The sequence below is a fragment of the Leucobacter sp. cx-42 genome (assembly GCF_014529985.1).
Taxonomy (GTDB): domain Bacteria; phylum Actinomycetota; class Actinomycetes; order Actinomycetales; family Microbacteriaceae; genus Leucobacter.
The window spans coordinates 52153-77912 of record NZ_JACVMU010000005.1 but is presented as its reverse complement, the minus strand read 5'-3'; the positions used below and the strand labels follow the sequence as shown (position 1 = coordinate 77912).

The 25760-nt window shown below is 63.3% G+C and carries 19 protein-coding genes; 13 read left to right on the top strand and 6 right to left on the bottom strand.

Annotation, left to right across the window (positions count from 1 at the left end):
* Genes ICM05_RS05575 through ICM05_RS05555 form a run of 5 tightly spaced genes read left to right on the top strand, consistent with a single transcriptional unit; the run spans position 1 to position 5057 of the window.
* Positions 1–951 carry an ABC transporter permease gene (locus ICM05_RS05575; protein WP_353055826.1) on the top strand — a complete coding sequence of 317 codons (951 nt, stop codon included), beginning with the start codon at positions 1–3 and terminating at the stop codon, positions 949–951.
* Complete coding sequence (locus ICM05_RS05570; RefSeq protein ID WP_215401749.1) at positions 948–1832, top strand: ABC transporter permease; 885 nt, start codon at positions 948–950, stop codon at positions 1830–1832. Before ICM05_RS05575 ends, ICM05_RS05570 begins: the two co-directional genes overlap by 4 nt.
* Positions 1829–2686 (top strand): ABC transporter ATP-binding protein, encoded by an 858-nt coding sequence (locus tag ICM05_RS05565; protein WP_223160352.1) that lies wholly within the window; start codon positions 1829–1831, stop codon positions 2684–2686. The genes ICM05_RS05570 and ICM05_RS05565 overlap by 4 nt, the downstream gene beginning before the upstream one ends.
* Complete coding sequence (locus tag ICM05_RS05560) at positions 2683–3537, top strand: ATP-binding cassette domain-containing protein (protein WP_188023599.1); 855 nt, start codon at positions 2683–2685, stop codon at positions 3535–3537. Before ICM05_RS05565 ends, ICM05_RS05560 begins: the two co-directional genes overlap by 4 nt.
* Positions 3534–5057: a chlorohydrolase family protein gene (locus ICM05_RS05555; protein ID WP_188023598.1), complete on the top strand. Its 1524-nt coding sequence runs from the start codon at positions 3534–3536 to the stop codon at positions 5055–5057. Before ICM05_RS05560 ends, ICM05_RS05555 begins: the two co-directional genes overlap by 4 nt.
* Here ICM05_RS05555 and ICM05_RS05550 read toward each other — a convergent pair.
* Positions 5054–5755: a GntR family transcriptional regulator gene (locus ICM05_RS05550; protein WP_188023597.1), complete on the bottom strand. Its 702-nt coding sequence runs from the start codon at positions 5753–5755 to the stop codon at positions 5054–5056. The two genes, ICM05_RS05555 and ICM05_RS05550, sit on opposite strands and share 4 nt — an antisense overlap.
* A gap of 217 nt (positions 5756–5972) precedes the next feature.
* Here ICM05_RS05550 and ICM05_RS05545 point away from each other — a divergent pair, with 217 nt between their 5' ends.
* The 3 genes from ICM05_RS05545 (at position 5973) to pyrE (ending at position 10214) form a co-directional block, all read left to right on the top strand.
* Entirely contained in the window at positions 5973–7376 is a 1404-nt protein-coding gene (locus ICM05_RS05545; RefSeq protein ID WP_188023596.1) for an APC family permease, read from the top strand.
* 738 nt (positions 7377–8114) lie between these two features.
* Positions 8115–9536: a dicarboxylate/amino acid:cation symporter gene (locus tag ICM05_RS05540; RefSeq protein WP_188023595.1), complete on the top strand. Its 1422-nt coding sequence runs from the start codon at positions 8115–8117 to the stop codon at positions 9534–9536.
* A gap of 123 nt (positions 9537–9659) precedes the next feature.
* A complete protein-coding gene (gene pyrE, locus ICM05_RS05535; protein WP_188023594.1) occupies positions 9660–10214 on the top strand; it encodes an orotate phosphoribosyltransferase in 555 nt (184 codons plus the stop codon).
* A gap of 95 nt (positions 10215–10309) precedes the next feature.
* Here the strand turns inward: pyrE and ICM05_RS05530 are convergent, their stop codons facing one another.
* From ICM05_RS05530 to ICM05_RS05510, 5 genes are all read right to left on the bottom strand, one after another.
* Positions 10310–12472: an LPXTG cell wall anchor domain-containing protein gene (locus tag ICM05_RS05530; RefSeq protein ID WP_188023593.1), complete on the bottom strand. Its 2163-nt coding sequence runs from the start codon at positions 12470–12472 to the stop codon at positions 10310–10312.
* Between the two features lie 271 nt (positions 12473–12743).
* Complete coding sequence (locus ICM05_RS05525) at positions 12744–14261, bottom strand: peptide MFS transporter (RefSeq protein ID WP_188023592.1); 1518 nt, start codon at positions 14259–14261, stop codon at positions 12744–12746.
* Positions 14262–14513: 252 nt separating this feature from the next.
* Complete coding sequence (locus ICM05_RS05520) at positions 14514–15317, bottom strand: amino acid ABC transporter ATP-binding protein (RefSeq protein WP_223160351.1); 804 nt, start codon at positions 15315–15317, stop codon at positions 14514–14516.
* Positions 15314–16123, bottom strand: coding sequence for an amino acid ABC transporter permease (locus ICM05_RS05515; RefSeq protein WP_188023591.1), 810 nt, complete (start codon positions 16121–16123; stop codon positions 15314–15316). The genes ICM05_RS05520 and ICM05_RS05515 overlap by 4 nt, the downstream gene beginning before the upstream one ends.
* A 64-nt stretch (positions 16124–16187) precedes the next feature.
* Positions 16188–17057 carry an ABC transporter substrate-binding protein gene (locus ICM05_RS05510; protein ID WP_188023590.1) on the bottom strand — a complete coding sequence of 290 codons (870 nt, stop codon included), beginning with the start codon at positions 17055–17057 and terminating at the stop codon, positions 16188–16190.
* A 200-nt stretch (positions 17058–17257) separates the two neighbouring features.
* On the opposite strand from ICM05_RS05510, the gene ICM05_RS05505 reads away from it, so the two are divergent.
* The 5 genes from ICM05_RS05505 to ICM05_RS05485 all read left to right on the top strand — a co-directional run bounded on the left by ICM05_RS05505 (position 17258) and on the right by ICM05_RS05485 (position 25754).
* Positions 17258–17968, top strand: coding sequence for a FadR/GntR family transcriptional regulator (locus ICM05_RS05505; protein WP_188023589.1), 711 nt, complete (start codon positions 17258–17260; stop codon positions 17966–17968).
* A gap of 16 nt (positions 17969–17984) precedes the next feature.
* Complete coding sequence (locus tag ICM05_RS05500; protein ID WP_188023588.1) at positions 17985–19526, top strand: gamma-glutamyltransferase family protein; 1542 nt, start codon at positions 17985–17987, stop codon at positions 19524–19526.
* A 25-nt stretch (positions 19527–19551) separates the two neighbouring features.
* Positions 19552–20346 carry a sulfite exporter TauE/SafE family protein gene (locus tag ICM05_RS05495; RefSeq protein ID WP_188023587.1) on the top strand — a complete coding sequence of 265 codons (795 nt, stop codon included), beginning with the start codon at positions 19552–19554 and terminating at the stop codon, positions 20344–20346.
* Between the two features lie 233 nt (positions 20347–20579).
* Entirely contained in the window at positions 20580–23210 is a 2631-nt protein-coding gene (locus tag ICM05_RS05490; RefSeq protein ID WP_188023586.1) for a LuxR C-terminal-related transcriptional regulator, read from the top strand.
* 132 nt (positions 23211–23342) lie between these two features.
* A complete protein-coding gene (locus ICM05_RS05485) occupies positions 23343–25754 on the top strand; it encodes a hypothetical protein (RefSeq protein WP_188023585.1) in 2412 nt (803 codons plus the stop codon).
* The last annotated feature ends 6 nt before the right edge of the window (positions 25755–25760 follow it).

Here is a 25760-nt window from a genome sequence, read left to right as displayed (position 1 = left end):
GTGTCCCTCCCCGTATTCCTGCTCAAGCGGGCTGGCAGTCTGCTCCTGGTGCTGTTTGTCACATCGTTCGCGGTGTTCGGCATGATGTACCTGGCGCCAGGCAGCCCCCTGAGTTTCGTTCTCGGCCCGCGCGGCGGAACCCCGGAACAGGTCGCTCGTCTCACCGAGCAGTATCACTTCGATGATCCCTTCCTCGTGCGCTACTTCGCGTGGATCGGCGACCTGTTCCAGGGCAACCTGGGCGACTCGGTCGTGTACCGCCAGCCGGTGCTCGACCTCATGGGCAGCCGCATCGGTACGACGGTCGCGCTGATCGCGCTCGCAACCCTGATCATCGCGGTGATCGGTGTGGGCCTCGGCCTGCTGGGCGCGCTCAAGGGCGGCTGGGTGGACCAGCTGGTGACGACCGTCGCCACGCTCGGCCTCGCAACTCCCGCGTTCGTGATCGGTGTCGCACTGATCAGTGTCTTCGCGGTGGGTCTTGGCTGGTTCCCCACGAATGGAAGCGGATCGGGCGGCATGGACACCCTCGTCCATCTCACCCTGCCCGCCATCGCGCTCGCGGTTGCGAGCGCCGCCTACCAAACACGCATCACGCGTGCGTCGGTACTCGAGGAGGAGGGACGCGAGCACGTGCAGACCGCCGTTGCTCGCGGCCTCCGCCCGGGGCTTATCGTTCGCCGCCACATTCTGCGCAACGCCCTCATTCCTATTACGACGGTGCTCGGCCTGACGGTTGCGACCCTCATCGCTGGTGCGGTCGTTGTGGAGAACGTGTTTGCGCTCGACGGTCTCGGCTCGCTCCTGGTGCGTGCCATCCTGCAGCGTGACTTCGCGGTCGTGCAGGCAGTGATTCTCGTGCTCGTGCTGGCGTTTGTTGTTATCAACGCGATCGTTGATTTCCTGTACACGATCATCGATCCGCGCATTCAGTTGGGAAGCAAGCAGTGACGACCCTCAGTACTACTCAGATCGCGCTTCGGCGCGTGGCCAATGATGGCCCCGGACCGGTCACACGCGCGTACCGTCTGCTCGGCGTGACGGGGGTGGCCGCGGCCGCGGTCCTCACGATCATTGCGTTGCTTGCGCTCCTCGCGCCGTGGGTCGCGCCGTATGATCCGGACTATCCAGATCTCCTCGCCGCGCTCTCCGGTCCAAGCAGCGCCCACTTGCTCGGCGCTGATGCGCTGGGTCGTGACCTGCTCTCGCGCCTCATGTACGGTGCGCGGATCACGCTCATCGGCCCCACGTTCGTGATCCTCATCGCGACCGTGGTGGGCACGACGCTTGCGCTCATTGCGGCGTGGAACCGTGGCCGCGTTGACACGGTCATCTCGTGGATCCTCGACGTGCTGTTCTCGGTGCCCGGCATCGTGTTCGCGCTCATCGCGGTCGCGATCTTCGGCCCGAACCTCCCGACGGTCGTGGTCGGTCTCTCGATCGGTTACATTCCCTACGTTGCGCGCGTGGTGCGCGGTGCGGCGCTGCGTGAGCGCGGTATGCCGTACGTGCAGGCCGCGTGGCTGCAGGGCCAGTCGGGCATCGGCATCAGCCTGAAGCAGATTCTGCCGAATGTACAGCCGATCATTGTGGCGCAGGCGGTGTCATCGCTCGGTTTCGCGGTCATTGACCTCGCTGCGGTGTCGTTCCTTGGTCTTGGCGTTCAGCCGCCGACGGCAGATCTCGGCCTCATGGTGAAGAGCGGCTTCGACTCGCTCCTGCGCGGCCAGGGATTGGAAGCCATTAGCGCCGGTCTCACGATCGTCCTCATCGTGTGGAGCATCACCGTGCTCGGTGACCGCCTCGCCTCGAACAACAGGAGAATACGATGAGCGATGTACTGCTCGAAGTGAACTCGCTGCACGCGAATCTCAACACCAGAGATCGTCAGCTGCACCTGCTCAACGGCGTGAGCTTCACGCTCAACCGTGGCGAGGCCCTCGGCCTCGTGGGGGAGTCGGGCTCAGGCAAGTCATTGACCACTCGCGCAATCATGCGCATGCTGGCGCCAGGCTTCACCACGCGCGGCGAGGTGATTTTCGACGGCGAGAACGTGCTCGACATGGGTCGCGAACGGCTCCGTCGGTATCGGGCAGCAGACGTGGGAATGATTTTCCAGGATCCGCGCGCCCATGTGAACCCGGTGCACTCAGTGGGTGACTTCCTCACGGAGGCGCTCGTGCGCGACCGCGGGGTTTCCCGCGTGGAGGCCGAGCGTCGTGCCGTGCAGCTACTTGACGAGGTGGGCGTGCGTCACCCAGAACAGCGACTGCGGCAGTTCCCGCACGAGCTCTCTGGTGGCCTGCTGCAGCGCGTGATGATCGCGAGCGTCTTGCTCGCCGAACCACGGCTGATCCTCGCCGATGAGCCGACGACCGCGCTCGACGTCACCGCACAGTCAGACGTCATGGCGATCTTGGACGAGCAGCGTCGCGCACGCGATCTGTCGCTCCTCTTCATTACCCATGACCTCGAACTCGCGAACGCGTGCTGTGACCGTCTCGCGGTCATGTACGCGGGCGAGATCGTCGAGCAGGGTTCGCACGTGTACTCGGCGCCGACGCACCCGTACACGATTGAGCTGCTGGGCGCCCGCCCGAGCATTGACGAGCGACGTGATCGCTTGCCTGTGCTTGAGTACAACGCCGAGCTACACCAGGAACTGAAGGAGAGGGCTGCCTCATGAGCGCTCATGCATCGGAAACGGTGAGCGCCGCGGCACCATTGGTGCAGGTCGCCGACCTGCGCAAGGTGTTCCCGGCCGCACGCGGCAGCAAGAACCGCGAGGGCGTCGTCGCCGTCGACGGGGTCTCGTTCGAGCTCATGCCGAACGAGTGCCTCGCGATCGTGGGTGAATCGGGGTCAGGCAAAACCACCGTCGCACGCATGATCGTTGGCCTCGAGACCGTGACGAGCGGCCAGGTGCTGCTCGGCGGCAAGGACGTGACAGCTGCACCCCGCAGCCTCGCATCCCGCCGTGAGCGGGCCCGCGAGATTCAGTACGTGTTCCAAGACCCGTACTCGTCGCTCAACGGTCGGCAGCACATCGGCGATGTCATCGCGTCGAATGTGAAGCTGCACTCGCGCGACACCTCACGCAGTGCGCGGGCGCAGGCACAGGAGATTCTTGACGCGGTCGGACTGCCCGAGCGGTTCTTCGACCGCTACCCGCGCGAGCTCTCCGGCGGTCAGCGCCAGCGCGTCGCAATTGCTCGCGCGCTTGCTGCCGAACCTAAGGTGATCGTGCTCGATGAGGCCGTGGCCGCGCTCGATGTCTCGATCCAGGCGCAGATCCTCAACCTGCTCGCCGACATTCGGCAGCAGCGTGAGGTGAGCTACCTCTTCATCTCGCACGACCTCGCGGTCGTCAACCAGATCTCGGAGCGCATGCTCGTGATGGAGAACGGCAAGGTCGTCGACCAGGGCAACACCGCTGAACTCCTTGCGAACCCGACGCACCCCTACACGCGCGCACTCCGCGCGGCGGTGCCGGGACCTGGTTGGAAGCCGACTCGACGAGAGCAGCTGGCGTCATGAAAGCGATTCGTGCCGCGTACGTGATCGTCGAAGCGGAGGGGCCGACGGTCGTGGGGGCCGTCGGCGTCTCGCCTGACGAGAGTCCGTTTGTTGAGCTGCGCGATGCGGTCGTCCTCGTTGACGGTGACCGCATCGCTGGCGTCGCTGCTGGCGCCGCGGGCGATGCGCTCGCGGCCAACGCGGCCGAGGTCATTGACCTTGGCGAGAGCGTGCTCATGCCGGGGCTCATCGACCTTGAGGGGCTGGTGGATATTGATCACCTGCTCCTCGACTCGTGGTGGTCCCCGGAGCACGAGATGCGCCTCGACTGGTCGGAGGAGTTCGCGCGCAACCCACAGGCGGTCCTCACCGATACCGAGCGCAGCACTCTGCGCCGGTACGGTCTCGTGCAGCTGCTGCTGCACGGCATCACCTCGGCGATGCCGATCTCGACCGAGGTGCACGGTGCCTGGGCAGAGACGCACGATGACATGCTCGACACGGCCCATACCGCGAGCGAGCTCGGGATCCGCGTCTTCCTCGGCCCCTCGTACCGCTCGGGCGTGCACGTCACGCGAGCTGACGGCACACACGTCATCCACTGGGACGAGCAGAAGGGTCGCGCCGCCTTCGCGGATGCTGCCCGCTTCCTCGACTCCGTCGACGAGCTGGCCGATCCGCTCATTACCGGCGTGCTCGTACCGTGCCGGGTGGAGACCGTCACCGACGAAGTGCTCGCAGCGACCGCCAAGCTCTCTGCCGAGCGGGACGTGCTCGTGCGCGTGCACGCGACGCAGGGACTCAGCTCCGAGATCGACATTCTGCGGGCGGAGCGCGACGCGACCCCGCTCGGTCTGCTGGAGCGCGTGGGGCTGCTCAACGAGCGGCTCATCCTCGCGCACGGCGTCTACCTCGACGTGCACCCCGATGTGCACGGCGAGGATCGCGGCGACCTTGCCGCGCTCGCCGCAGCCGGCGTGAGTATCGTGCACTGCCCGGTCACTAACGCGCGGTATGCCTTCTGGCTCGAGAAGCTCTCGCAGTACCTCGAAGCTGGCGTGACGATCGCCCTCGGGTCTGACTCGTTCCCGCCTGATCTGATCCGCGCCATTGATACCGGCGTGCAACTCTCGAAGGCGCAGCACAATGACCTCGGCATGGGCTTGCTCGCCGAGTACGTTGAGGCGGCGACCCTCGGTGGCGCACGCGCGCTGGGGCGCCCGGACCTCGGTCGCATCGGCGTCGGTCGCACCGCCGACCTTGTCGCGTTCTCGCTCGCCGACTTCCGGATGGGCGCGATCGACGATCCGCTCCGCACCCTCACCCTGTCTGGCACGGGGCGCGACGCGAACTTCAGCATGGTCGGTGGCCGGGTCGTCATGCGCGACGGCACCCTGCCCGGTGTCGACCTTGGCGCCTTGCGCGCCGAGGGGCAGCGGATCTTCGAGAAGCTCCGCGCCGGGTATGTCCAGCGCGACGCCCTCGGTGACAAGGCAAACCTTGGCGAGCTGTTCCCGCCGCTGTTCCCGCGGGGGAATTAGGGGCGCGGATCCGCCAGCTCAAACAGCGGGACAGTGTCCGCGCGGCTGTGCTCGACGTGCGCAAGCGCGAGCGCACAGGCGCGCGTGACCTGTCCCTTGAGAATCGCATCTGCGAGGTCGTAGTGCTCGCGGTGCAGATCAAGCGCATCGCGATCGTTCGCGAGATTGAACAGGCGGGCCACACGGCCCTGCACCGGCACCATGAGGTCAGACAGCAGGGCGCTGCCCGCAAGCTCAACAATGGAGCTGTGGAACTGGGCGGTGGCAAACGCGATGTCCTTCACGGCCCCGCTTTCTACCGCCCGTTCAGCGCGCGCGAGTGCGTCGATCACGACCGCACCGTCAGCGCCATCGGCACACCGCTGCGCCGCAAGCTTTGCCGCCAGCACCTCAAGTGATGCGCGCACGTCGAAGACCTCGTTGACCTCGGGGAGCCCCATCGGCGCGACGACCGCGCCGCGGCGCGGGATCGTGCGAATGTACCCCTCCGCTTCGAGGCGCGGGAACGCTTCGCGGATCGGAATGCGCGACACCTGGATCTCCTCAGCGAGATCACGCTCACGGATTCGGCTGCCGGTGGGAAGCCGGCCGTCAATGATCCGCTCACGCACCCACTCGTAGACAACCTCGCCGCGGCTCTGCACGGTCTGGGTGCTCTGCTCGGCCGTATCGCTATCGAGCACGCGGTCATTCGCCAATTTGCACCAGTCCGTTCTGAGGGGCTCACGAGTGTTCGTAGAGCCGACAGTTAATCATGCCCGAAAGCTGGTTTTGACTCCACTTGGTATTCCAAAATGGTGATCATTTGTGATCTTCGCGTGACGATTTGCGTTTGATGGGGGCATTTGGCATACAATCCAACGGGGCCGATGAACAATCCGCCCGGGCAGTCACAGCGCACAAAGGAGTCTGAGTATGACCACCCCCGCAACTTCAACGAACGAAGAAGCACAGCGTCCACGCACCATGAAGCGAGAGCTGGGCCTCCCGGCGCTCGTGCTGTACGGCCTCACCTCGATGGGCGTGCTCTCGGTCGTCTCGGTGTACGGCCCCGCGTCAGCCATCAGTGACGGCCACCTCCCCGCGGCGTACGTTGCGGCAATCATCATCATGCTCTTCACTGCGCACAGCTACGGCCGCATGGCCTCGCATGTGCCGATCACCGGTGGCGCCTACGCCTACGTGACGCGCGGCTTCGGCTCAGTCACCGGCTTCCTGACCGGCTGGGTCATGATGCTCGACTACCTGTTCCTGCCAATGGTGAACTTCCTGCTGTTCGGTCTCTACTTCAACAGTCTCTTCGGTGGCGTGCCGACCTGGATGGGAACGCTCATCTGCATCGTCATCGTTGCGGTGCTGAGTGTGGTTGGCGTTTCGTGGATCCGCCGCCTGAACTCAGTGGTGATCACGGCGTCGATCTTGCTCGTGCTCGGATTCCTCGTGCTGGCGATTGTGAACGCGCCCGAGGTGAGCGTTGAAGCAATCACCGGACCGCTGTCGATCGGCGATGCTGGCATTGTGCCGATCCTGTCAGCCGCCGCGCTGCTGTCCTTCGTCTTCCTTGGCTTCGACGGTGTCGCGACCCTGTCGGAAGAGACCAAGAATCCCCGCCGCACCGTGCCCCGCGGCATCGTGCTCGCAACCCTCGTTGCAGGCCTCGGCTACCTCGCGTTCGCGATCGCCGGCAGCCTCATCATGCCCGACTGGACCCAGATCGAAAACCTCGACGCAGCCGGCACCGAGCTCATGCAGCAGGCTGGCGGCGACTGGTTCATGGCCGCGTTCGTCATCATCAACATCGCTGGCCTCGTCACGTGTGGCGCTGCCGCGCAGATGAGCGTGAGTCGCGTGCTGTTCGCGATGGGTCGCGACAAGATCCTGCCCTCGTTCTTTGCGAAGCTGCACCCGCGCTTCCGCACCCCGTACGTTGCAGCGCTCGTGGTGTCCGCGGTCGCGCTCGTCGCGCTCTTCATTACGCTCGATCAGGCCGTCTACATGATCAACTTCGGCGCACTTGTAGCGTTCGCGCTCGTGAACCTCACCACCATCAAGGTGCTGTTCGTTGACCTGAAGCTGCGCCGCGGCTGGGGTTTGCTGCGCAACCTCGTCATGCCGCTCATCGGCTTCGCGTCGATTGTCTGGCTCTGGACCTCGCTCGCGCCCTTCACCTACGTGCTCGGTGGTGCGTGGCTTGCGGTGGGCATCATCGTGTACGTCGTGCGTCGCAAACAGCACGGTGGGCCGCTCGCGCTCAACATTGATGGTGCTGCGACCGAGACCATGCCGACCATTCCGTACCAGGATGAGGTGCGCGGCTAAGGTTCCGGTTCTCCGGCGGGCTGGAATCCGGCCGGTAGTTTTGCCGTCCGTATGTAAAAGTGCCTTCGGTATGCGAGATTCATGTGATTTCGGCATACCGAAGGCACTTTTGCATACCGACGGGAGGCGGGATTCTTGGCCTGTGGGCGGATCTCTGCGCCAGGCAACAAGCCCTCGGCAAGGACGAGCCGAGGCTCGCCCGCGGCAGCGCCAAGGTGTGCCCTTGCTGGTGGCGGAACCTCGCAAAGCGGCTGCCGCGGTTGGGCCTGCACCCAACCTTGCCAACAAGGAGGTGCCGCACCGGGGCTGGCTGGGTGAGTGCTCCCGGCCTCCTGCCTGGTCAGAAAAAGTTGCTTTGGTAGGGCGGAAAACGCCGAAACCGTCTGACCGAAGCTCGATTTCTGCGCGTGGGCGCAGGGGGGAGCGCAGGGAGAGCGCGCTCCCCAATGGGCGCAAAGCCTATGCGGGGTAAAGGAAGTGCGCGCCGCCCCCGCAGCCGTGCAACTATTTGTAATGCAAGAAATAAGCTAAGCGAATAGGTGCTATTGTCTTTCTTGTTAGTCCGGCAGTTTGCGTCACACCAGTGCGCGCACTGCACGCGGGCAGCGCGATCGGCTCCGGGGGAGCCCGTCGGGAACACACAGCGTACGGTCACTCCGGCCGTGGCGCGGTCACGTTCAAACGCGGGTCTTGCCCGGGTTTTTCACGTGTGCGCAGAGCCGGAACTGAGAGGAAAACATGTCTGCAGAGACAGCAGCAGTGAAGAAGCGGAAGCTGCCCAAGTGGGTCACTTCCTTCGGTTGGCAGATTCTGGCGGCACTCGTCGTGGGTCTCGCGCTCGGCGGCCTGGCCCGCTCGCTCGGCCCCGACGTTGAGGGCAATCCCAACGGCCTCCAGGCAACCCTTTCGGTGATCGGCAGCAGCTACGTTTCGCTGCTGAAGGCAGCGGTTGTCCCGCTCATCTTCACCGCAATCGTGTCGAGTATCGTCGGCCTCCGCAAGGTGAAGAACGCGGCACGTCTCGCCGGTCAGACCCTGCTCTGGTTCGCGATCACCGCACTCATCTCGGTGACCGTCGGTATCGTGCTCAGCGTCATCCTGAAGCCCGGTGCTTCGGCATCGCAGGATCTCGAGACCGGTGACCCCTACGCGGTCGGTACCTGGTGGAACTTCCTGATCGGCCTCGTTCCCTCGAACTTCCTTGGCCTCTCGGTCAACGCGTCGTTCGACGCTGAAGCAGGCGCGGTCACCGCAAGCCCTGGCTTCAACGTGCTCCAGATCATCGTGATCTCGGTTGCTGTGGGTATTGCTGCACTCAAGATTGGCGCACAGGCTGAGCCCTTCATCCGCTTCACTGAGTCGGCGCTCGCGATCATCCAGAAGGTGCTCTGGTGGATCATTCGTATCGCTCCGATCGGTACCCTCGGCCTCATCGGTAACGCGGTTGCACAGTACGGCTGGGACAAGATGGGCTCGCTCACCTCGTTCGTTGCGGTCCTGTACTTGGGTCTCCTCATCGTGATGTTCGTGGTCTACCCGGCAATCGTCAAGGCCAACGGCCTCTCGATCAAGCAGTACTTCTCGGGCGTCTGGCCCGCAGTGCAGCTCGGCTTCGTCAGCCGCTCGTCGATCGGCACCCTGCCCCTGACCCAGCGCGTGACCGAGCGTAACCTCGGTGTACCCCGCGGTTACGCATCGTTCGCCGTGCCCCTCGGTGCGACCACCAAGATGGACGGTTGCGCAGCGGTCTACCCCGCCGTCGCAGCGATCTTCATCGCTCAGTTCTTCGGTATTGAGCTCACCATCGTGCAGTACCTCCTCATCGTGCTCGTCTCGGTTGTCGGCTCGGCTGCAACCGCAGGCACCACCGGCGCGACCGTCATGCTCACGCTGACGCTGTCGACGCTCGGACTGCCCCTCGAGGGTGTCGGCCTGCTGCTCGCAGTTGACCCGATCATCGACATGGGCCGCACCGCGCTCAACGTCGCAGGTCAGGCGCTCGTCCCGGCTGTCGTCGCAAAGCGCGAGGGCATCATCGACATGGACCTCTACAACGCGCCCCGCAAGGGCCTCGCGTTCGACAACAACGATGTCGACGCTGAGGCGGCAGCAGATGCTGACGCAGACAGCGCAATCGAGTCAGAAGCGCCCACGAAGTAGTCGCGATCCGCGCCCCGTTCCCGGCGCCTCGCGCGTAACCGATGGCCAGGTCTTCAGTGACCTGGCCATCGGTCTTTTTGTGCCCCGATGTTCTTCGGCAAAACGCAACGTAGAATTGAGGGTATGACCACCGCACGCGATCAGCTCATTGAACTTATTACGACCGAGGCCGTATTCCACGGTGACTTCACGCTCACCAGCGGCAAGAAGGCGACGTACTACATCGACCTCCGCAAGCTGAGCCTTGATCACCGCGCGGCTCCGCTCATTGGCCAGGTCATGCTCGACCTCATCGACGACGTCGATGGCGTTGTCGCAGTTGGCGGCCTCACCATGGGCGCTGACCCCATCGCTTCGGCGATCATGCACCAGGGTGTTGCACGCGGCAAAGTGTACGACTCGTTCGTCGTCCGCAAGGAGCCCAAGGACCACGGCCGCGGCCGCCAGGTTGAGGGTCCCGATCTTGATGGCAAGCGCGTCATCGTTGTTGAAGACACTTCGACGACCGGCGGATCGCCCCTCAAGGCCATCGAGGCACTCGAGAAGGTTGGCGCTATCGTCGCCGGCGTTGCCGTAGTGGTTGACCGTCAGGCGCCCGCAAAGGCACGCATCGAAGAGGCAGGCTACGAGTACCGTTACGCAATCGGCCTCGACGACCTCGGTCTCGACCCGCAGTAATACTTCCGGCGCGGCGTCGCGATTCGACGCCCGCCCGGTAACGCAGAAGGGGAGCAGCTCACTGAGTTGCTCCCCTTCTTGTGTCTCCGCGGTGCTTATCGTGCGGAGCGTGCCTTGCGGGCCTTCGCGCGGACCAGGAGGAGCGCGCCAGCTGCGAGGACGAATGCGCCGAGGAAGCCGAGGCTGTTCGGTGCGTTGCTGCCGGTGTTGGCGAGGGCGGATCCGCCAGCCTTCGTGCCGTCAGCAGTACCGGCGGTGTTCGGGCCGCCGTCGCCAGTGGCAGGTGTCTCGGGGTCTGGGTCCTTCCCGTCAGGATCGTCGCCATCCCCAGGCGTGGTCTCGGGGATTGCGCGCACGTCGAGCGACAGTGTCAGCGGATCACCCGCCACCTGAGCCCCATTCGGATCGAGTCCGATCACCGCAGCGGTGTGGGCAATGGACGAGAGTGCCAAGTCTGCAGCTGTGGCCGCATAGGTGGATTCCCACGATGCTGATTCACCCGGCGCGAGCGTGACCGGCTGGCCGACGAACGCGGGGAGCGTGCCCGCGCCTGAGAACGCCTGGGTCTCGGGGAACACATCCGTGAGCGTGACATTTCCCGTGTTCTCAACGGTGGCAGTGTACACAACCCGCTGCCCGGCTTGGGTTACTACGTCGATATCAGCGGTGAGCTGCGTGTCAAGGCTCGGCGTCTGGACAGACGCGAGCGTAACGGAGCTCACGTTCCCCGCGGGCAGCGTCCAGTTACTCGGAGGCGTGCCAGTGGAGGTCGCCGAGAATGACACAGCTTGTGAGTCAATGTCGGCCTGAGATGCGGTGTATTCAACGTTGAATGTCTGTGACGTGCCAGGAGCGAGAAGCGCGGGGGAACCAGAAATGATGTTGAATGTGCCGGTGCCGGTCGACGTGAGGTCGGCGAGCTGCGCGTCAGGGATGGTGACGTTGCCTTCGTTGGTGACGGTGAACGCCAGTTTGACAGTTTCGCCAGCTTGGGTGAGCTTGGAACGATCCGCCGATACACCTACCGTGAGCTTCGGTGTGGGCGTACTCGGCAAGGTGATCGGCTCGATCGCGATCTTCTGGGCGCCGATCGCCGCGCTTGGAGCGTACGTGAGGTAGCCGCGCTTAATGTCTTCTGGAGTGAGTGTGTAGTGTGCCGTGGTTGAGCCGGAACCCCCGGGGAGAAGGTCATCGAACTGCTTGATGGCGGGCCCTGTGAAAGCTCCGTCTCCTGAGAAAGCATCGGGGCCTTCGGTGAGGTCGAGACGCTGATAAGTTGTGTTGCCAGTATGCGTGACAGTGAACCTGAAGGTAATCTCGGCGCCGACTCGGAACATATCTGGAGCGATCGGATCTGTTGTGAGGGTGACGGTTGCAGCCCGGAATTTGAGCGCTGGCAGCGCGCTTTGCTTGCCACTCGGCGTAGGGATAGCTCCTGCGCTGGTGTTTGCCCGAAGCGTCAAAACGCAGTCGTTCGGGGTGTAATCAATCTGATCCTGGGTGATGGTGTGGGCGAGGTTGAAGGTCTTTGTTGCTCCTGGAGGGATGGGGAGGTTCTCGGTCGCGAACGGACCGACCGCATCTGGGAACGTGCACCTTCCGGTGCTGAACTGGTAGTCCAAACCGGTGATTGTGAGGTTGCCGGTGTTCGTGACCGTGAACACGTGATTTGCCTTGTCTCCCGGGAACGGCATGGTCGCCTCGGTATACGTACGGTCAAAGGCAACGGTGTAGTCGAACTTGGCGTCGGCCACGGTCGTGAGCGTCACGGGAGTTGATCTCGCGGAGATGATTTGGCTTGTGCCGCTCTGTGTGGACTTCGCAGTAGCGGAAGCAGAGAGCTCGACGCTGAGCGCGTCGATTGCCGGCTGGGTGACGCGATACGTCGCAATGAACGATGTTGACTCGCCCGGCTCGAGTGCAGTGAGTGCGGGCGGGTAGTACGAAAACGCGCCAAAGGTGCTGGAATCATGGAAATTCACATCCACGTCCGTGACCTTTGCGTCGGTGGCATTTTTCACGGTCGCGACGTAGGTGATTGACTGGCTGGCAGCGGTCATGTTGAGCGTGCTCGTTGAGGTGATGAGCTCGAGTTCTGGGGGAGCGGCTGCCGCGCCGGGAACGCCTGCAGGCGCTGCAACACCAGCGAGCGAGAGCATGAGACCCAGCGCAATCGCGAGAAGACCTGGGCGCCTGCGCATCGTGCGCTGTGGCGAGACTTCGGTATCGCGTGCTGAGCGCTGTGGATGACCCGTCATTGGTGTTCTTCCGTTCTGTCTCGCGACGCCAGCGTCGTGAAGCATGCCTGAGTGATGCGACAAATTGTCGTGGGAGAGGCAAAGAACTCTCCGCGAGAAACCTAAGTCTAATGAGTGCCGAGCAAAAGCCTAAGGCAATCTAATGCAAACCGCTCCCCGAGCGTTGGAATGCAAGCAGCACATCCAACGCTCGGGGAGCAGCGGTGCGGGTGTTCACGTGCCAGGGCAGCGCACTAGGACGGTGCACCCGGTCAGTGAACCGGTGAATCCGTTAGCGCTTCGCGACCGACTTGCTGATCGCACGGTACGCGACCGCGAGCGCCACAACAGCGATGATCGAGATGATCGCAACGGTGCCGAAGTACTGCGCCTCAGCGCCCTCGCGGTACGCCTGCGAGATCCAACCCGAGAGGGTCGATCCGCCAGCCATCGTGAGGAAGTAGAGCGCGGTCATCTGTGAGCTTGCTGCCTTGGGTGCCAACTCTGCGGTGAATGACAGTGCCGAGGGCGCGAAAAGTGCTTCGCCGAATGCGAAGAAGACCATCACGAGGAGCGCCATGACGAGCGGCATCGACTGACCGGCGCCGAAGCTGAAGGGCACGATTGCTGCAGCGCCAGCTGCCATTGCAATGATGCCGACAACGAGCTTGGTGATGGGCTCCATGCGGGTCGAGCGTGCGCGGGTCCACATGAATGCGAGGAGCGCGGTGACCGCCGCAACTGCGAGACTCTCGAGCGTCACAATGAGGCTCGGGGGCATCGTGTATGAGCCAATGGTGAGGTTGATCTTCGTGTCGGCGAAAACCGCGAATGCGGTGAAGAGCTGGAAGAGCAAGGTCCAGAATACGAGGCTCATGAGGAATACCGGCACGTACTTCACGATTGCGCCGCGCTCGCTGCGGGTGACCTGCTTGTTCGTGAGGAGCATCGAGAAGAGACCAATCGCTGCCACGAGCACGATGAGTGCAACGACACTGCTGATGTTGTCGGGGCGGATCAGACCGGTCATGACCGCAATCGCGATGAGGCCGATGGCAACGACGGTGATGATGATCCACTTTGCGCGCTGTGCTGCGGGGAGCGGGTTCGGCACGACCGCGGTGCTCGCTGGGAGGCGGCGCATGCCGAAGATGTACTGGCCGAGGCCGAATGCCATACCGACTGCCGCAGCGCCGAACGCCAGGTGGAAGCCCCACGACTGGTGCAGTGCGCCGGTGATGAGCGGGCCGGCGAACGCGCCGATGGTGATGCCCATGTAGTAGATCGCGTAGCCCGCGTCGCGGCGTGCGCCGCCGTCGGGGTAGAGCGCGCCGACCATCATGGTGGTGTTCACCTTCAGGCCACCGGTGCCGATGACGATGAGGGCGAGGCCGATGATGAGGCCGATGAGGCCGGGAACGACCGCGAGCATGATGTGGCCCGCAAGGATCGCGGTGCCGCCAACGAGCACGACGTACTTCGGAGCGAGCACGCGGTCGGCAACCCAGGCGCCGATGATCTGCGAGATGTAGACGAGGCCGCCGTACGAACCTGCGATGCCGAGTGCGACGGGCTGGGGGAGGCCGAGGCCGCCATCGCTGAGCGAGTAGTAGAGGTAGTACGCGAGCAGCACCTGCAGGCCGTAGAAGCTGAAGCGCTCCCACATTTCCACGCCCGAGAGCGTGAGCAGGCCGCTCGGCTTGGCGTCGCGGGAGACGACGTTGAGGGCACGGGTGACGCCAACGGTGGCGGTGTCGGGTGCCTTCGTGTGGGGCGCGGTCTTCGCGCCGCCGGACTGGGGGTTCGTCATTGATACTCCGAGATGAACTTGGCGGATCGGTTGGTTGCGATCCGCTGTCTGGCCGATCGCAATGGAAGTTGCGACCGGTGCAAGCAAGTTGATTAGTTGGTCTGACCAACTGCTTAATCAATAAGTGAACTTACAGGGTTGGCTGGCGGAGGTCAATTTGAGTCGCAAAGACGCGCGAGCGGATCCGCCCCACACGTAAAAAAGTGCGGGCGCGAGGTCGAAATGACCCCGCGCCCGCACCGTGAGAGCTGGTTACAGCACCTTCGAGAGGAACTGCTTCGTGCGCTCGTGCTTCGGGTTGGTGAAGACGAGATCGGGCTCGCCCTGCTCGATGATGCGACCCGCATCCATGACGATCACGCGGTCTGCGACCTCGCGTGTGAAGCCCATCTCGTGGCTCACGATGATCATGGTCATGCCGGCAGCTGCGAGATCCTTCATGACCTGCAGCACCTCGCCAACCATCTCGGGATCGAGCGCTGAAGTCGGCTCATCGAAGAGCATGAGCGAGGGGCGCATCGCGAGCGCACGCGCGATGGCCACGCGCTGCTGCTGGCCGCCCGAGAGCGAACGGGGGCGCACATCGGCCTTGTCTGCGAGACCAACGCGGTCGAGGAGCTCCTTGGCGTACGCAATCGCCTGCGCCTTGTTCTCGCCCTTCACGCGCACGGGGGAGTGCCAGATGTTCTCCAGCACGGTCATGTGCGGGAAGAGGTTGAAGTGCTGGAAGACGAAGCCGATATCCGAGCGCTGGCGAGCGAGGGCCTTCGCCGAGATCTCGACGGTCTTGCCTGAGTTGGCGACCCGCTCACCGATGAGCTCGCCATCGACGTAGATGTGGCCACCCTCGATCGGCTCGAGGCGGTTGAGCGTGCGGAGGAAGGTGGTCTTGCCTGCACCAGAGGGGCCGACGAGAACGACGACTTCGCCGCGTGCAATTTCCACCGAAACGTCAGTGAGAATCTGGCGTTCGCCAAACCACTTATTCACGCCAACGGTGCGCACGATCGGCCCATCAGAGACCGAGACGGGGGTGGTGTATTCGGAGAGCGTCATGCTGCTGCTCCTTCCTGGACAGAGAGGGGAGACTTGGGTGCGGTGCTGTCACGTTTCACGCGGAAGTCGAACAAGCGCTTCCAGACCGAGGGTGCCTTCGGGAGGCCGGCACGTGCGTTGAGGCTGTTCTCAATCCACGTCTGGATGAACGTCCAAATTGTCGTGAGGAGCAAGTAGTACAGCGCGACGACGATGTAGATCTCGAACGCCTTGAAGGTCGAGGAAGCCATCGTGCCACCAACCTGGAACATCTCGGCAACGCCGATGATCGAGAGCACTGACGTGCTCTTCATGAGGCCGTTGAAAGAGTTGCCGAGCGGCGGAACCATGACGCGGATCGCCTGCGGCACAATGATCCACCGCATGGCGCCCATCGGAGTCATGCCGAGCGACAGTGCTGCCTCGGTCTGGCCCTTCTCGATCGACTCGAGGCCGCCGCGGACGATCTCCGAGATGTAGGCGCTCTCATTGAGCATGAGGCCAATGATCGCGGCCTGGACGGCGCCCTTGATGAGGAATCCGACTGAGACATCTTCAAATCTAAAGATGTTTGCTGCAGCGAGGCCGGTGTAGAGGATCACCAGCTGCACGAGGAGTGGGGTGCCGCGAATGATCCAGACATACAGGCTCGAGATGAGTCGCAGCACCACAAAGCGGCTGCGGCCCATGAGGGCGATGAGGAGGCCAAGGATGAGCGCGAGCGCCATCGCGACGACCGAGATGAGGATGGTGAGTGCGAGGCCATTGAGGAAGCTCTCGCTTGGCGAGAACAGGCTCTGCCAGAAGTATGCCCAGTCAAATTTCATGGTGTTCCGTCTTCTTCGTTGAAGGTGGTGCGGGTGAGGCTGGGCCCCACCCGCACCGAATTACTTATTCGCCGAGTGTGATGTCGTTGGCCGCGACGCCCCAGGTGGTGAGGATTTCCTTGTACTTTCCGCTGTCAACCATTGCGGTGAATGCGGTGTCGAGCGCGTCATTGAGTTCGGTGTTGCTCTTGAGCGTTGCTGCACCGATGCGGATCTTGCCGAAGGGGTCGCCGATCATGACGAAGTCGCCCTCTGACTGGGTCTCGTAGAAGCTCATGATCTCCGAGGTGTCAACGAACGCGTCTACCTGGTTGGCAAGCACCTGCTGCACAGCAGCTGCTGCATCGTCGACGAGCGTGAGGTCGATTGCGGGCTTGCCGTTGTCGACGCACTCTTCCGAGAGCTTGGTTGCTGAGTCGCCGCCGGTTGCACCGCTGATGCCGATGACGCGAATGCCACAGAGCGACTGATCAAAGCCGGTGACCTTCTTGGGGTTCTCCTTGGTGACGCCAGCACCGGTGCCCGAGAAGAGGTATGGTACGAAGTTTGCGATTTCCTCGCGCTCAGGCTTGATGTACAGCGAGCCCATAATGACGTCACACTGCTTTGCCTGGAGCGCGGGGATGAGACCCGAGAAGTTGTACTCCTCAAGCTTCGTCTTCACACCAAGTTCAGCAGCGAGGCCGTTCGCGATGTCGATCTCGACGCCCTGCAGCTCGTTGTTCTCGTCGTAGAAGATGTTGGGAGGTGAATCACCGGTGCAGACCGTCAGGTTGCCGGCGGTGATGATCGCGGGCGGTTGGACGACTGCGTCGCTGGTCGACTCTTCCGCCGCCGGTGCTCCGCCACACGCCGTGAGGGTGAGGGTGAGCGCCGACGCGATGGTGAGGGCGCCGATTGCAGCGCCACGCTTAAGGATTGAGGGGAAAGCCACTTTGATTTCTCCGATTCAGTTGTGTTGTAGCTTGCGGAGCACGAGCTACGAACCTAGGATCATTGACAGTTGGTCTGACCAACTAATCAATTAATATGTGAAGATACCCGCTCACTCTTACGTAAGTCAATGCCGCATCTGCCAGAGTTACGGTGCAGCGGTTTCGCGGCACATTCCACACACGAACAGAAGGAGGGGCGATGGACTGGACAAGCATTTCGCGAGCAACGACGCTCTCACTGCCAGATCGCCTTTCGGTTGATCTCGAACGGCTCATCCTCGACGGCGAACTCGCCCCGGGAGATCGGCTGCCACCCGAACGCGAACTCGCAGAGCATCTGGGAGTCTCGCGAGTCTCGATTCGCGAAGCACTTCGCGAGCTCGAGAACCGCGGGCTGATCGACCGAAAGCCTGGTCGCGGCACAATCGTGCTGAGTCCTGGCGAGCAGTCACCCATGGCAGAGAGCATCGGCGCTGCCGTAGCCGCAGCTGATCCTGAGATCCGCGACATTATGGAATTGCGTGCAATTCTGGAGCCGCCGATCGCGCGCCTGACCGCCGGTCGCGCCAAGCCGCGCGATATCGCGCAGCTGCGCGAACTCGTGGAGGCGATGGAGAAGGAAACCTCGAACGAGCGCTACGCAGAGCTCGACCGGGCGTTCCACCAGACCATTGCGCAGTACACGCATAACCCGCTGCTTGCCCTCATCAATGAGCAGCTTGCGCAGCAGATCGCTCCGAGCCGTGCCAAGCGGTACCAAACGAGCGACCGACGCAGCGCTTCAAGCCGTGCGCACCGCCTCATCTTTGAGGCAATCGAGGCCGGAAACGGCGATGCTGCTGAACAGGCGGCACGCGACCACGTACTCGATATTGCGCACCAGATCGCCCTTGCCGGGCGCGACGAATAGATAGGAATCACGGACCATGACGATGCCTAAGGGAGCCATCTCAGCGTCACACCACCTCGCAACCGAGGCCGGCGCTGCCGTACTCGAGGCGGGCGGCAACGCAATCGATGCGGCAATTGCCGCGGCGGCTACGCTCTGCGTGGTCTACCCGAACAACGTTGCCCTCGGTGGTGACCTGGTTGCGATCGTGCGCAGCCCAGACGGTCAGGTCCGATTCCTTAACGCGACCGGCACCGCGCCGAGCGGCCAGACGCTCGAGGCACTGCGCGAGAAGCACGGCGAGGCACTCCCGCTGCGTGGCGTCGATACCATCACGGTGCCAGGTGGCATTCGTGGCTGGCAGGCACTGCACGAGCTCGGCGCGACCCGCGAGTGGGCGGATCATCTCGCTCCCGCGATCCGCCACGCTGAGCAGGGCTTCCCTAACTCGCGCTCGGTCGCACGCGCGCTGAGCGATGCGCAGGGGACACTTGATCAGGATCCCGGCGCGCGCGCCATCTTCTACCCGAACGGCGACCCGCTCGCCGAGGGTGAAACGCTCACGCAGCCCGCACTCGCGGCATCGCTCACGCAGCTCGCCGCGAACGGTGCGGACGAGTTTTACGAGGGTGAACTCGCGCAGCGCTGGATCGCAGGCCTTGCTGCGCGCGGCTCGAAGATTACCGCCGAGGATGCCGCGGGCTACCGTCCCTTCTGGGGCGAGCCGATTGAGACCGAGTTCAATGGCCTCCGCGTGCTCACTGGCCCGCCGAACACCTCGGGCTTCATGCTCCTGCGTGCGCTGAACGAGATCACCGCTGGCATCGCGGATCCCCTTGGCGCAGGTGCAGGTGAGCTGTCGCGTGCGTTCTACGAGGCCAATCTCGTGCGCACCGCCTCGCTCTCGGACCCGACCTTCGGTGGCGCAACCGGCGCCGAGCTCGTTGCTGCTGAAGCCCCCGCGGGTCCGCTCCGCGGCGAGGCAAAGGCAAGCGGCGATACGGTCGGCTTCTCGGCGATCAGCGCCGACGGCTGGGCAGTCTCGTTCATCAACTCCGTGTTCTGGGACTTCGGCTCATACATTCTTGAGCCCGACACCGGCATCATTTTCCAGAACCGCGGCACCTCGTTCTCCCTCGACCCTGCATCGCCTAACGCGTTCGAGCCGGGCAAGCGCCCGCGCCACACGCTTATGCCGGTGCTCGTGCTTGATGGCGAAGAGATCGCCTACGTTCCCGCAACCATGGGTGGCGCGGCACAGCCGCAGATTCATACCCAGCTGCTGCAGCGCATGATCGAGGGCGCGGATCCCAGCACGGCAACCCATGCACCGCGTTGGATGGTGGATGAGGTTATTGGCGATGCGCCCGTACGCGTCACCATTGAAGAAGACGTCCCGCTGGTTGCCCGTGAGGCGATCGAAGCCGCTGGCTTCGCGCTCAACGTGGTGCGACCATACGACGAGGACCTTGGGCACTCGAACGTGATCCGCGTTGATCGCAGTGCAGGCATCGCAACCGGCTATACGGCCGCGAGCGATCCGCGCTCTGATGGATCCGCAATCGTCGTTCCTGCCTAACCGATAGAGAAGAAGATCGAAATCAATGACTAACTTTGACGTCGCTCATAAGCGTCAGCCCGTATTTATCCTGCTCCTCCTCGGTGCACTGACCGGCATGCTCTCGGGTCTGTTCGGTATCGGTGGCGGTATCGTGCTCGTGCCGTTGCTCGTGCTCGTGCTCGGGTACCAGCAGAAGCTCGCGGCGGGTACGTCGGTTGCTACGATCCTGCCGGCGGCAATCGTTGGTGGCATTACCTATGCGGTGCAGGGGCACGTGGACTGGATCGCGGCGCTGCTGCTTGCGATCGGTATCATCGGTGGCGCGCAGCTCGGCAGTTACCTGCTGCAGCGGATCCCGACCGGTGTGCTGCGCTGGATCTTCATGGGCTTCCTCGTGCTCGTTGTGGTGAGTCTGTGGTTCATTGTTCCGTCGCGTGACTCTGAGGTCACCATCACGCTCATCAGCGGCGCAGCGCTCATCGTGGTGGGCTTCGTGACCGGCATTCTGTCGGGTCTGCTCGGTGTTGGTGGCGGCGTGATCGTTGTGCCCGTGCTGATGTTCTTCTTCGGCGCGAACGACCTCGTCGCAAAGGGCACCTCGCTCATCATGCTGATCCCCGGTTCGATCTCGGGCACGATTGGCAACTTCCGTCGCAAGAATGTTGACCTGCGCGCTGCGGTGCCGCTCGGTATTGCGGCAAGTGTCTGCTCACCGCTTGGCTCGATCGTTGCCACGTACATCACTCCGATGTGGTCGAACATCGCGTTCTCCGCGCTGCTCGTCATTGTCATTATTCAGATGGCAACGAAGGCGCTGAAGGGGCGGAAGCAGAAGTAATCGGGTGAGCCGAATTGTGGGCAGCTGAGCTGCCACGAACCAGGGCGGACAAGGCGTTGCGTGTGATGCAGCGGCTTGTCCGCCCTGTTGTTTTCTGTGGATTTCACGCAACTTCTTCGCAGTTTCTGCGGTTTACACGTGTTGTATCTACAGGCGTTGGACTACATCTGTGTGTTTTGAGCGCTCTGTGTAACCCTTGTGAACCACCAAGCGCGTTTCGTAGGGGGGACAAAATGCGTGAACAGCACTTCCAAGCTGGCGGTGCGGCAGAGAGCCGCTTCCCGCCAATGATTTCCGCGGCGGTCATCGCGCCCGACCGTGTGCAGCGACTGCACGATGAGATTGCGCGGCCCAATGCGAGCGTGCTTCTGCTGGGGTCGCAGGGGAGCGGCCGGCTCCGCCTTGCCCAAGACGTTGCAGAGATGTTTGCCACGCTGGCCGAACACCCGTGGCGAGTGGTCGAGCTCCCGCCACCCGCTCGCGCAGGCTACGTGTCAGTGTTCAGTATCGCGTTTCCCGAGGTAGATCTCGGGGATGACGACCCCGCAGTGCGGGCTGACCGCATTGCTGCGGCACTGCAGGAACTGGGCGGTGTCGCCGAGGGCGAGCCCCTCCTGATCATTGCGCCGAACATCGACTTTGCGCTGCCGATCGATATTGCAACGCTCATGCTGCTGCAGCGGCTCCCGTACGTGCGGCTCATCGCGACAGCCTCACGGTTGACCGGCCCGCTGAACCGGTGGACTGCCGGAACCAATCTCGTACGGCTGCCTGTGCCGCCGCTCACGGTGGAAGAAACCGACCGCATGCTGGCGCAGCTGCTCGCCGTGCCACACATCGTGCCGTCGACGTTGCGCCGCTGGCACGCGGTGTCGCGCGGCAACGCCTACCTGCTGTCGATGCTTGCGATCGAGGCGGAGTACCAGGGTCGCATCCACTACTCCCGTGACGGCGCATGGGTGAACGAGAATACTCAGGCGCCGTTGCGTGGCCTGGGAGAGTCCATCGCCGGGGTGTGCGATCCCGACGAATGGGCGCTGCTCGAATACATTTCCCTGCTCGAACCCCTGTCCGAGATGGCACTGCTGCGGCGGATGCCGGCGGCGCCGCTCAAGGCGCTCATTGAATACGGGTTTGTGGCATCGAGTTCGCACCACCAAGCGGGAAACGCTATTGAGATCGCCCATCCGATGCTCGCGGATTCGATCCGCGCAATGATCTTGCCCCAGCGCAGGTACGAGGTCTTCGACGAGACGCTCGACACCCTGGAGCAGGAGTACGGAAAGTACGATCTGTTGCAGTCACCAGCGCGCATGCTGCGGTTGGTGATGCTGGCGCTTGCGGTGGAACGGGAAGTGCCGATCGCGTGGCTGTGGTCTGCGTTCCAATCGACGAAGTACAGTGGCGAACTCATGCTGAAGATGCGGATCGCGCAGGAAGTCATAGCGTGCTCGCAGTCAACGGCAGAACAGCGCATTGAGTGTGCGTTCGTGGTGATCAGCGTCGCTCGGCTTGCAGGTGACCTCGACGCCTACGCCTCTGCGGTAGGTGCCGCCGAAGCGGCGCTCGCAGAGGGCGACGAAACCTCCGGCCTGTCCCTCACCGTCGCGACTCATGTCGGCACGGAGCTCGCACTGTGGCACCTCATGCACGACGCAGAGCCGACTCGGGCCTTCGAAGTGCTCTCGGAAGTCGAGTCCCGATCTCGAGCGGGGGCCGGCGAGGGGACGAAGTATGTGCGAGGCATGCGGGCACTCATGCTTGCGTGCACTGGCAGGTTGCGGGAAGCCTTCGCCGCCACCGAGCAACCCGATGATGCGCATGACGGAGACTCAGAGGGGGCAGGCGCACTCGGCAGCACGATCCGCGCCCTCATCTTGACCCAACGCGGTGAGGCAGCAGCCGCGGTCGATGAGGTGACGGCGATCCGCGTGCTGCACGGCGTCGGACTCACCAGCCACACTGAACTGACACAGCTGGTGTCATTCGCGTGGGTGCTCGCCCTGGTCGCGAACAGTGACGTTGAACTTGCCCACGAAGCACTCGCAGACATGGAAGAACGCGCGCTGCGGTCGGGAGAGTTTCTCGTGCTGCTCGGTGGCTGTGCGGCGCTCATCGCACTCGAAGAGGGACGGTGGAACGTCGCCCTCGGCGAGGCAGAACGCCTGATCGATGGGATCAACGAGCGGGACGTGTACGGAGTGCTCCCCGTCGTGTACGCGATGCGGGCGTTCGCTGCGGCAGCGCTCGGCGATCACAACCTTGCCGAGCGTTCGATCACCCTCGCAGAAAAGACATCGAACGGGCTCGGCCGTGCGGTAGGCGGCATCTCACGGATCCTCTTGCTCCGCGCTCGTCAGTGGGTGCGAGATCCGCTCGTTGCCGTTCAAGCAAGCCAAGCCGCAGAGTGGGCGCGCGAGCAGCAGCTCCCTGACACCGAGCTGCAGGCCTTGCACGTTGCGGTGTGCGAACGACGCATGGCGACCAGCGAGGAGATTGCGCGTGCCAGCTTGCTCGCTGATGTCGTGGGGACAGCGAAGGGTGATGCGATGCTCGCGCACATGCGCTGTTTCGCGCATCGGGATGACGGGCCAGTGCGCGTTGACGAAGCAGAGGAGCGGCGGCTTGCGAGCCTCGGTGTGCACCTCCCGCCGCCTCCGACGTCTGACCTCACCGCACGCGAGCGCGAGATTATGATGCTCGCTTCGCTGGGCTACTCCAACAGATTCATCGCGGATCGCCTCTACATCGCCCTCCGAACCGTCGAGACGCACCTCGCGCGTGTGTTCCAGAAACTCGGAGTCACGAGCCGCGACGAGCTGAGCGCGTGGGCATCCAGAGAACGGTGGCGCCGCGACAGCTAGGCAATATACGTGGTTTGCCACGATGTTTTCGAGACAGCCTGATACGTAACCTCCTTCCACGGATGACCGAAATCATGCGCAGGCTCCCGACACGACTGAGACCTTGTGCTCGGTCCTGTGGAGGGAAAGATCATGAGCGCTCGACGACACGAACGGGACGCACGAAGAAGGGTCACCTGGCGAACGCTGCGACGCAGCATCATCGCCTTGATCGGCGCTGGCGCGCTGGCATTTGGGCCAGGAGCGCTCGCCGCATACGCGGTTGATGAGGGGGCGGATCAGGCCGTCGCGGGGCAGGCTGCGGGAGCTGACGCAGGGAATGCAGCGCCAGAAGCTGCACCGGCTGCGGCACCCGCTACTGACGCGCCTGCGGAGGCTGAGCCTGAGCCGGCACCCGCGGCAGAACCAGCCCCGGAACCGGTACCTGAGCCTGAACCTGCAGCGCCTGTGGAGCCTGCTGCGCCCGCCGAGGAGGCGCCTGCCCCAGTTGACGAGCCGGCTGCACCGGCAACGGACAACGCAGATGACGCAGGCACCGATACTGCTGCCCCGGCAACACGGTCGAGTGCGGCCAGAACCGCTGCGCCTGCTGAGACGCAGACCCAGGTTCCCGCAACGGCAAAGACCGGCGGTGGTGGCAACGATGCCAACATCACGTTCTGTCATTGGCGAGGCCAGGAAAAGGGGTGGGCGAAGCCGCTGACTTCGAACGCAAACAGCATTATTTCCCAGGGGCACACTTCCCATCAGGGCAACCGAGACATCATTCCCCCGTTCACGGTGAAGCAGGGGCACCAGACGTTGACTTATCCGGGCCTCAACTGGGACGCTGCTGGCCAGGCGATTCTGGCGAATGGCTGCCAGGAGCTTCCCCCAGAGGTAGAACCGCCAGCGATGGTGCTGTCGGCAACACCTGAGTGCATCGACGCTGATGTGACCACGCAGGAGATGCTTGCTGTGCTGGTGAGCAAGGTACAGGGACGTGCCGGTGTCAGCATTGAGGTGAACGGCCCCAACGGCTTCACGAAGACGCTGAACAACCTCGGTGACGGAGTCACCTCGTTCGCGCTTGGTTCGCCAGGTGAGTACGGCCTGATTTTGAAGCTCGCAGGCGTGACCGTCAGCTCGATGGAGCTGACCTTCGAAGCCTGTGAAGAAGAGCCGCCCGTCTACGTCGGTGAAACTCAGGTCTGTCACTTCATCTCGGACGAGGCCGGATGGGAAAAGCGCACCGTCACTGGCGAGGAGTTCGCAGGCGGCTACGCGACAGCCAACCCACAGTCAATCTTCAATGACTTCACCTTCACTGTTGATGGTGAAGAAATCACCGTCGTCGGCCAGAACTGGGACGCTGACGGTCAAGCGATCTTCGAGAACGACTGTAATGAGGTTCCACCAGTAGTCGATCCGCCAGCGATGGTGCTGTCGGCAACGCCTGAGTGCATCGATGCCGAGGTGTCCACGCAAGAAGTGCTCGCAGTGCTTGTCAGCAAGGTCAACAGCCGCGCTGGTGTGAGCATTGAGGTCACCGGCCCGAACGGCTTCACTAAGAGCCTGACCGGCCTGGGTGATGGCACGACAACCTTCACGCTGGGTGACTCCGGCGAGTACCACCTGACGCTCATGCTTGGCGACGAAGTCGTGAGCTCGCTTGACGTCACCATCGAGCTCTGTGACGAAGAGCCGCCGGCTGAGGCAGACCCGACCACTGTCACACTGCAGTGTGTGGTTGGCACGGTGCGAAGCGGATCGTCCGGGGCCTTCCAGCTCACCGGGCTCACCGAAGGCGAGAACTACATCGCCCTCGTGCGGGACTCGAACGGGACGCCGATCCCAGCAATTGTGGGACCGGTCGTAGGTGGCCAGGCAACGGCAACGCTCGCAATTCTTGGAAACGCGACGGGTGACTTCACGCTCGAACTCATTGCCGAGGGCGACGAAGTAGCGACGATGTCGACCGCCTTCACCTTCACCGGTTGTGAGATCAAGGACGTCGACCCTGAGGAGGATGATTACGAAGACCCGACCATCGGTATCGGCACCGTGTGCTTCTCGGAAGATGCGGAATCGGTCCTCGAAGTCTCGCTCGCCAAGCTCATCAACGCGAACGAGTACAACTTCACCGTAACCCGCACCGGCGACGAACCAGTGCTGACAACGTTCGTGGCAGACGGCAAGACCGCGACGAGGAACGTGCCGCTCACCGCGGCAGGAACCTACACGGTCGTGCTGCAAAACCAGGAGCTCCCCGACATTGTGATCAGCGCAGATGCAACGGTCGCGGCCTGTGACACGGAGCCGCCGGTTGAGCCTCCCGTCGATCCGCCCACGAAGCCAGTACCGGTGACACCGGTGGTCAAGGTGACCCATCCCACACCGAAGACGCAGGTCACCACTACACCAGCCACCCTCGCGGTGACCGGTGGTGAGGCTGGGACCATGTGGGCTGCAATGGCTGGAGCAGTCGCTCTGATCGGTGGCATCACTGTCCTCGCCGGGTACCGGTCGAAGGGCAATGACTACCGGCCTCACGGTCGACGGTAGCTGAGA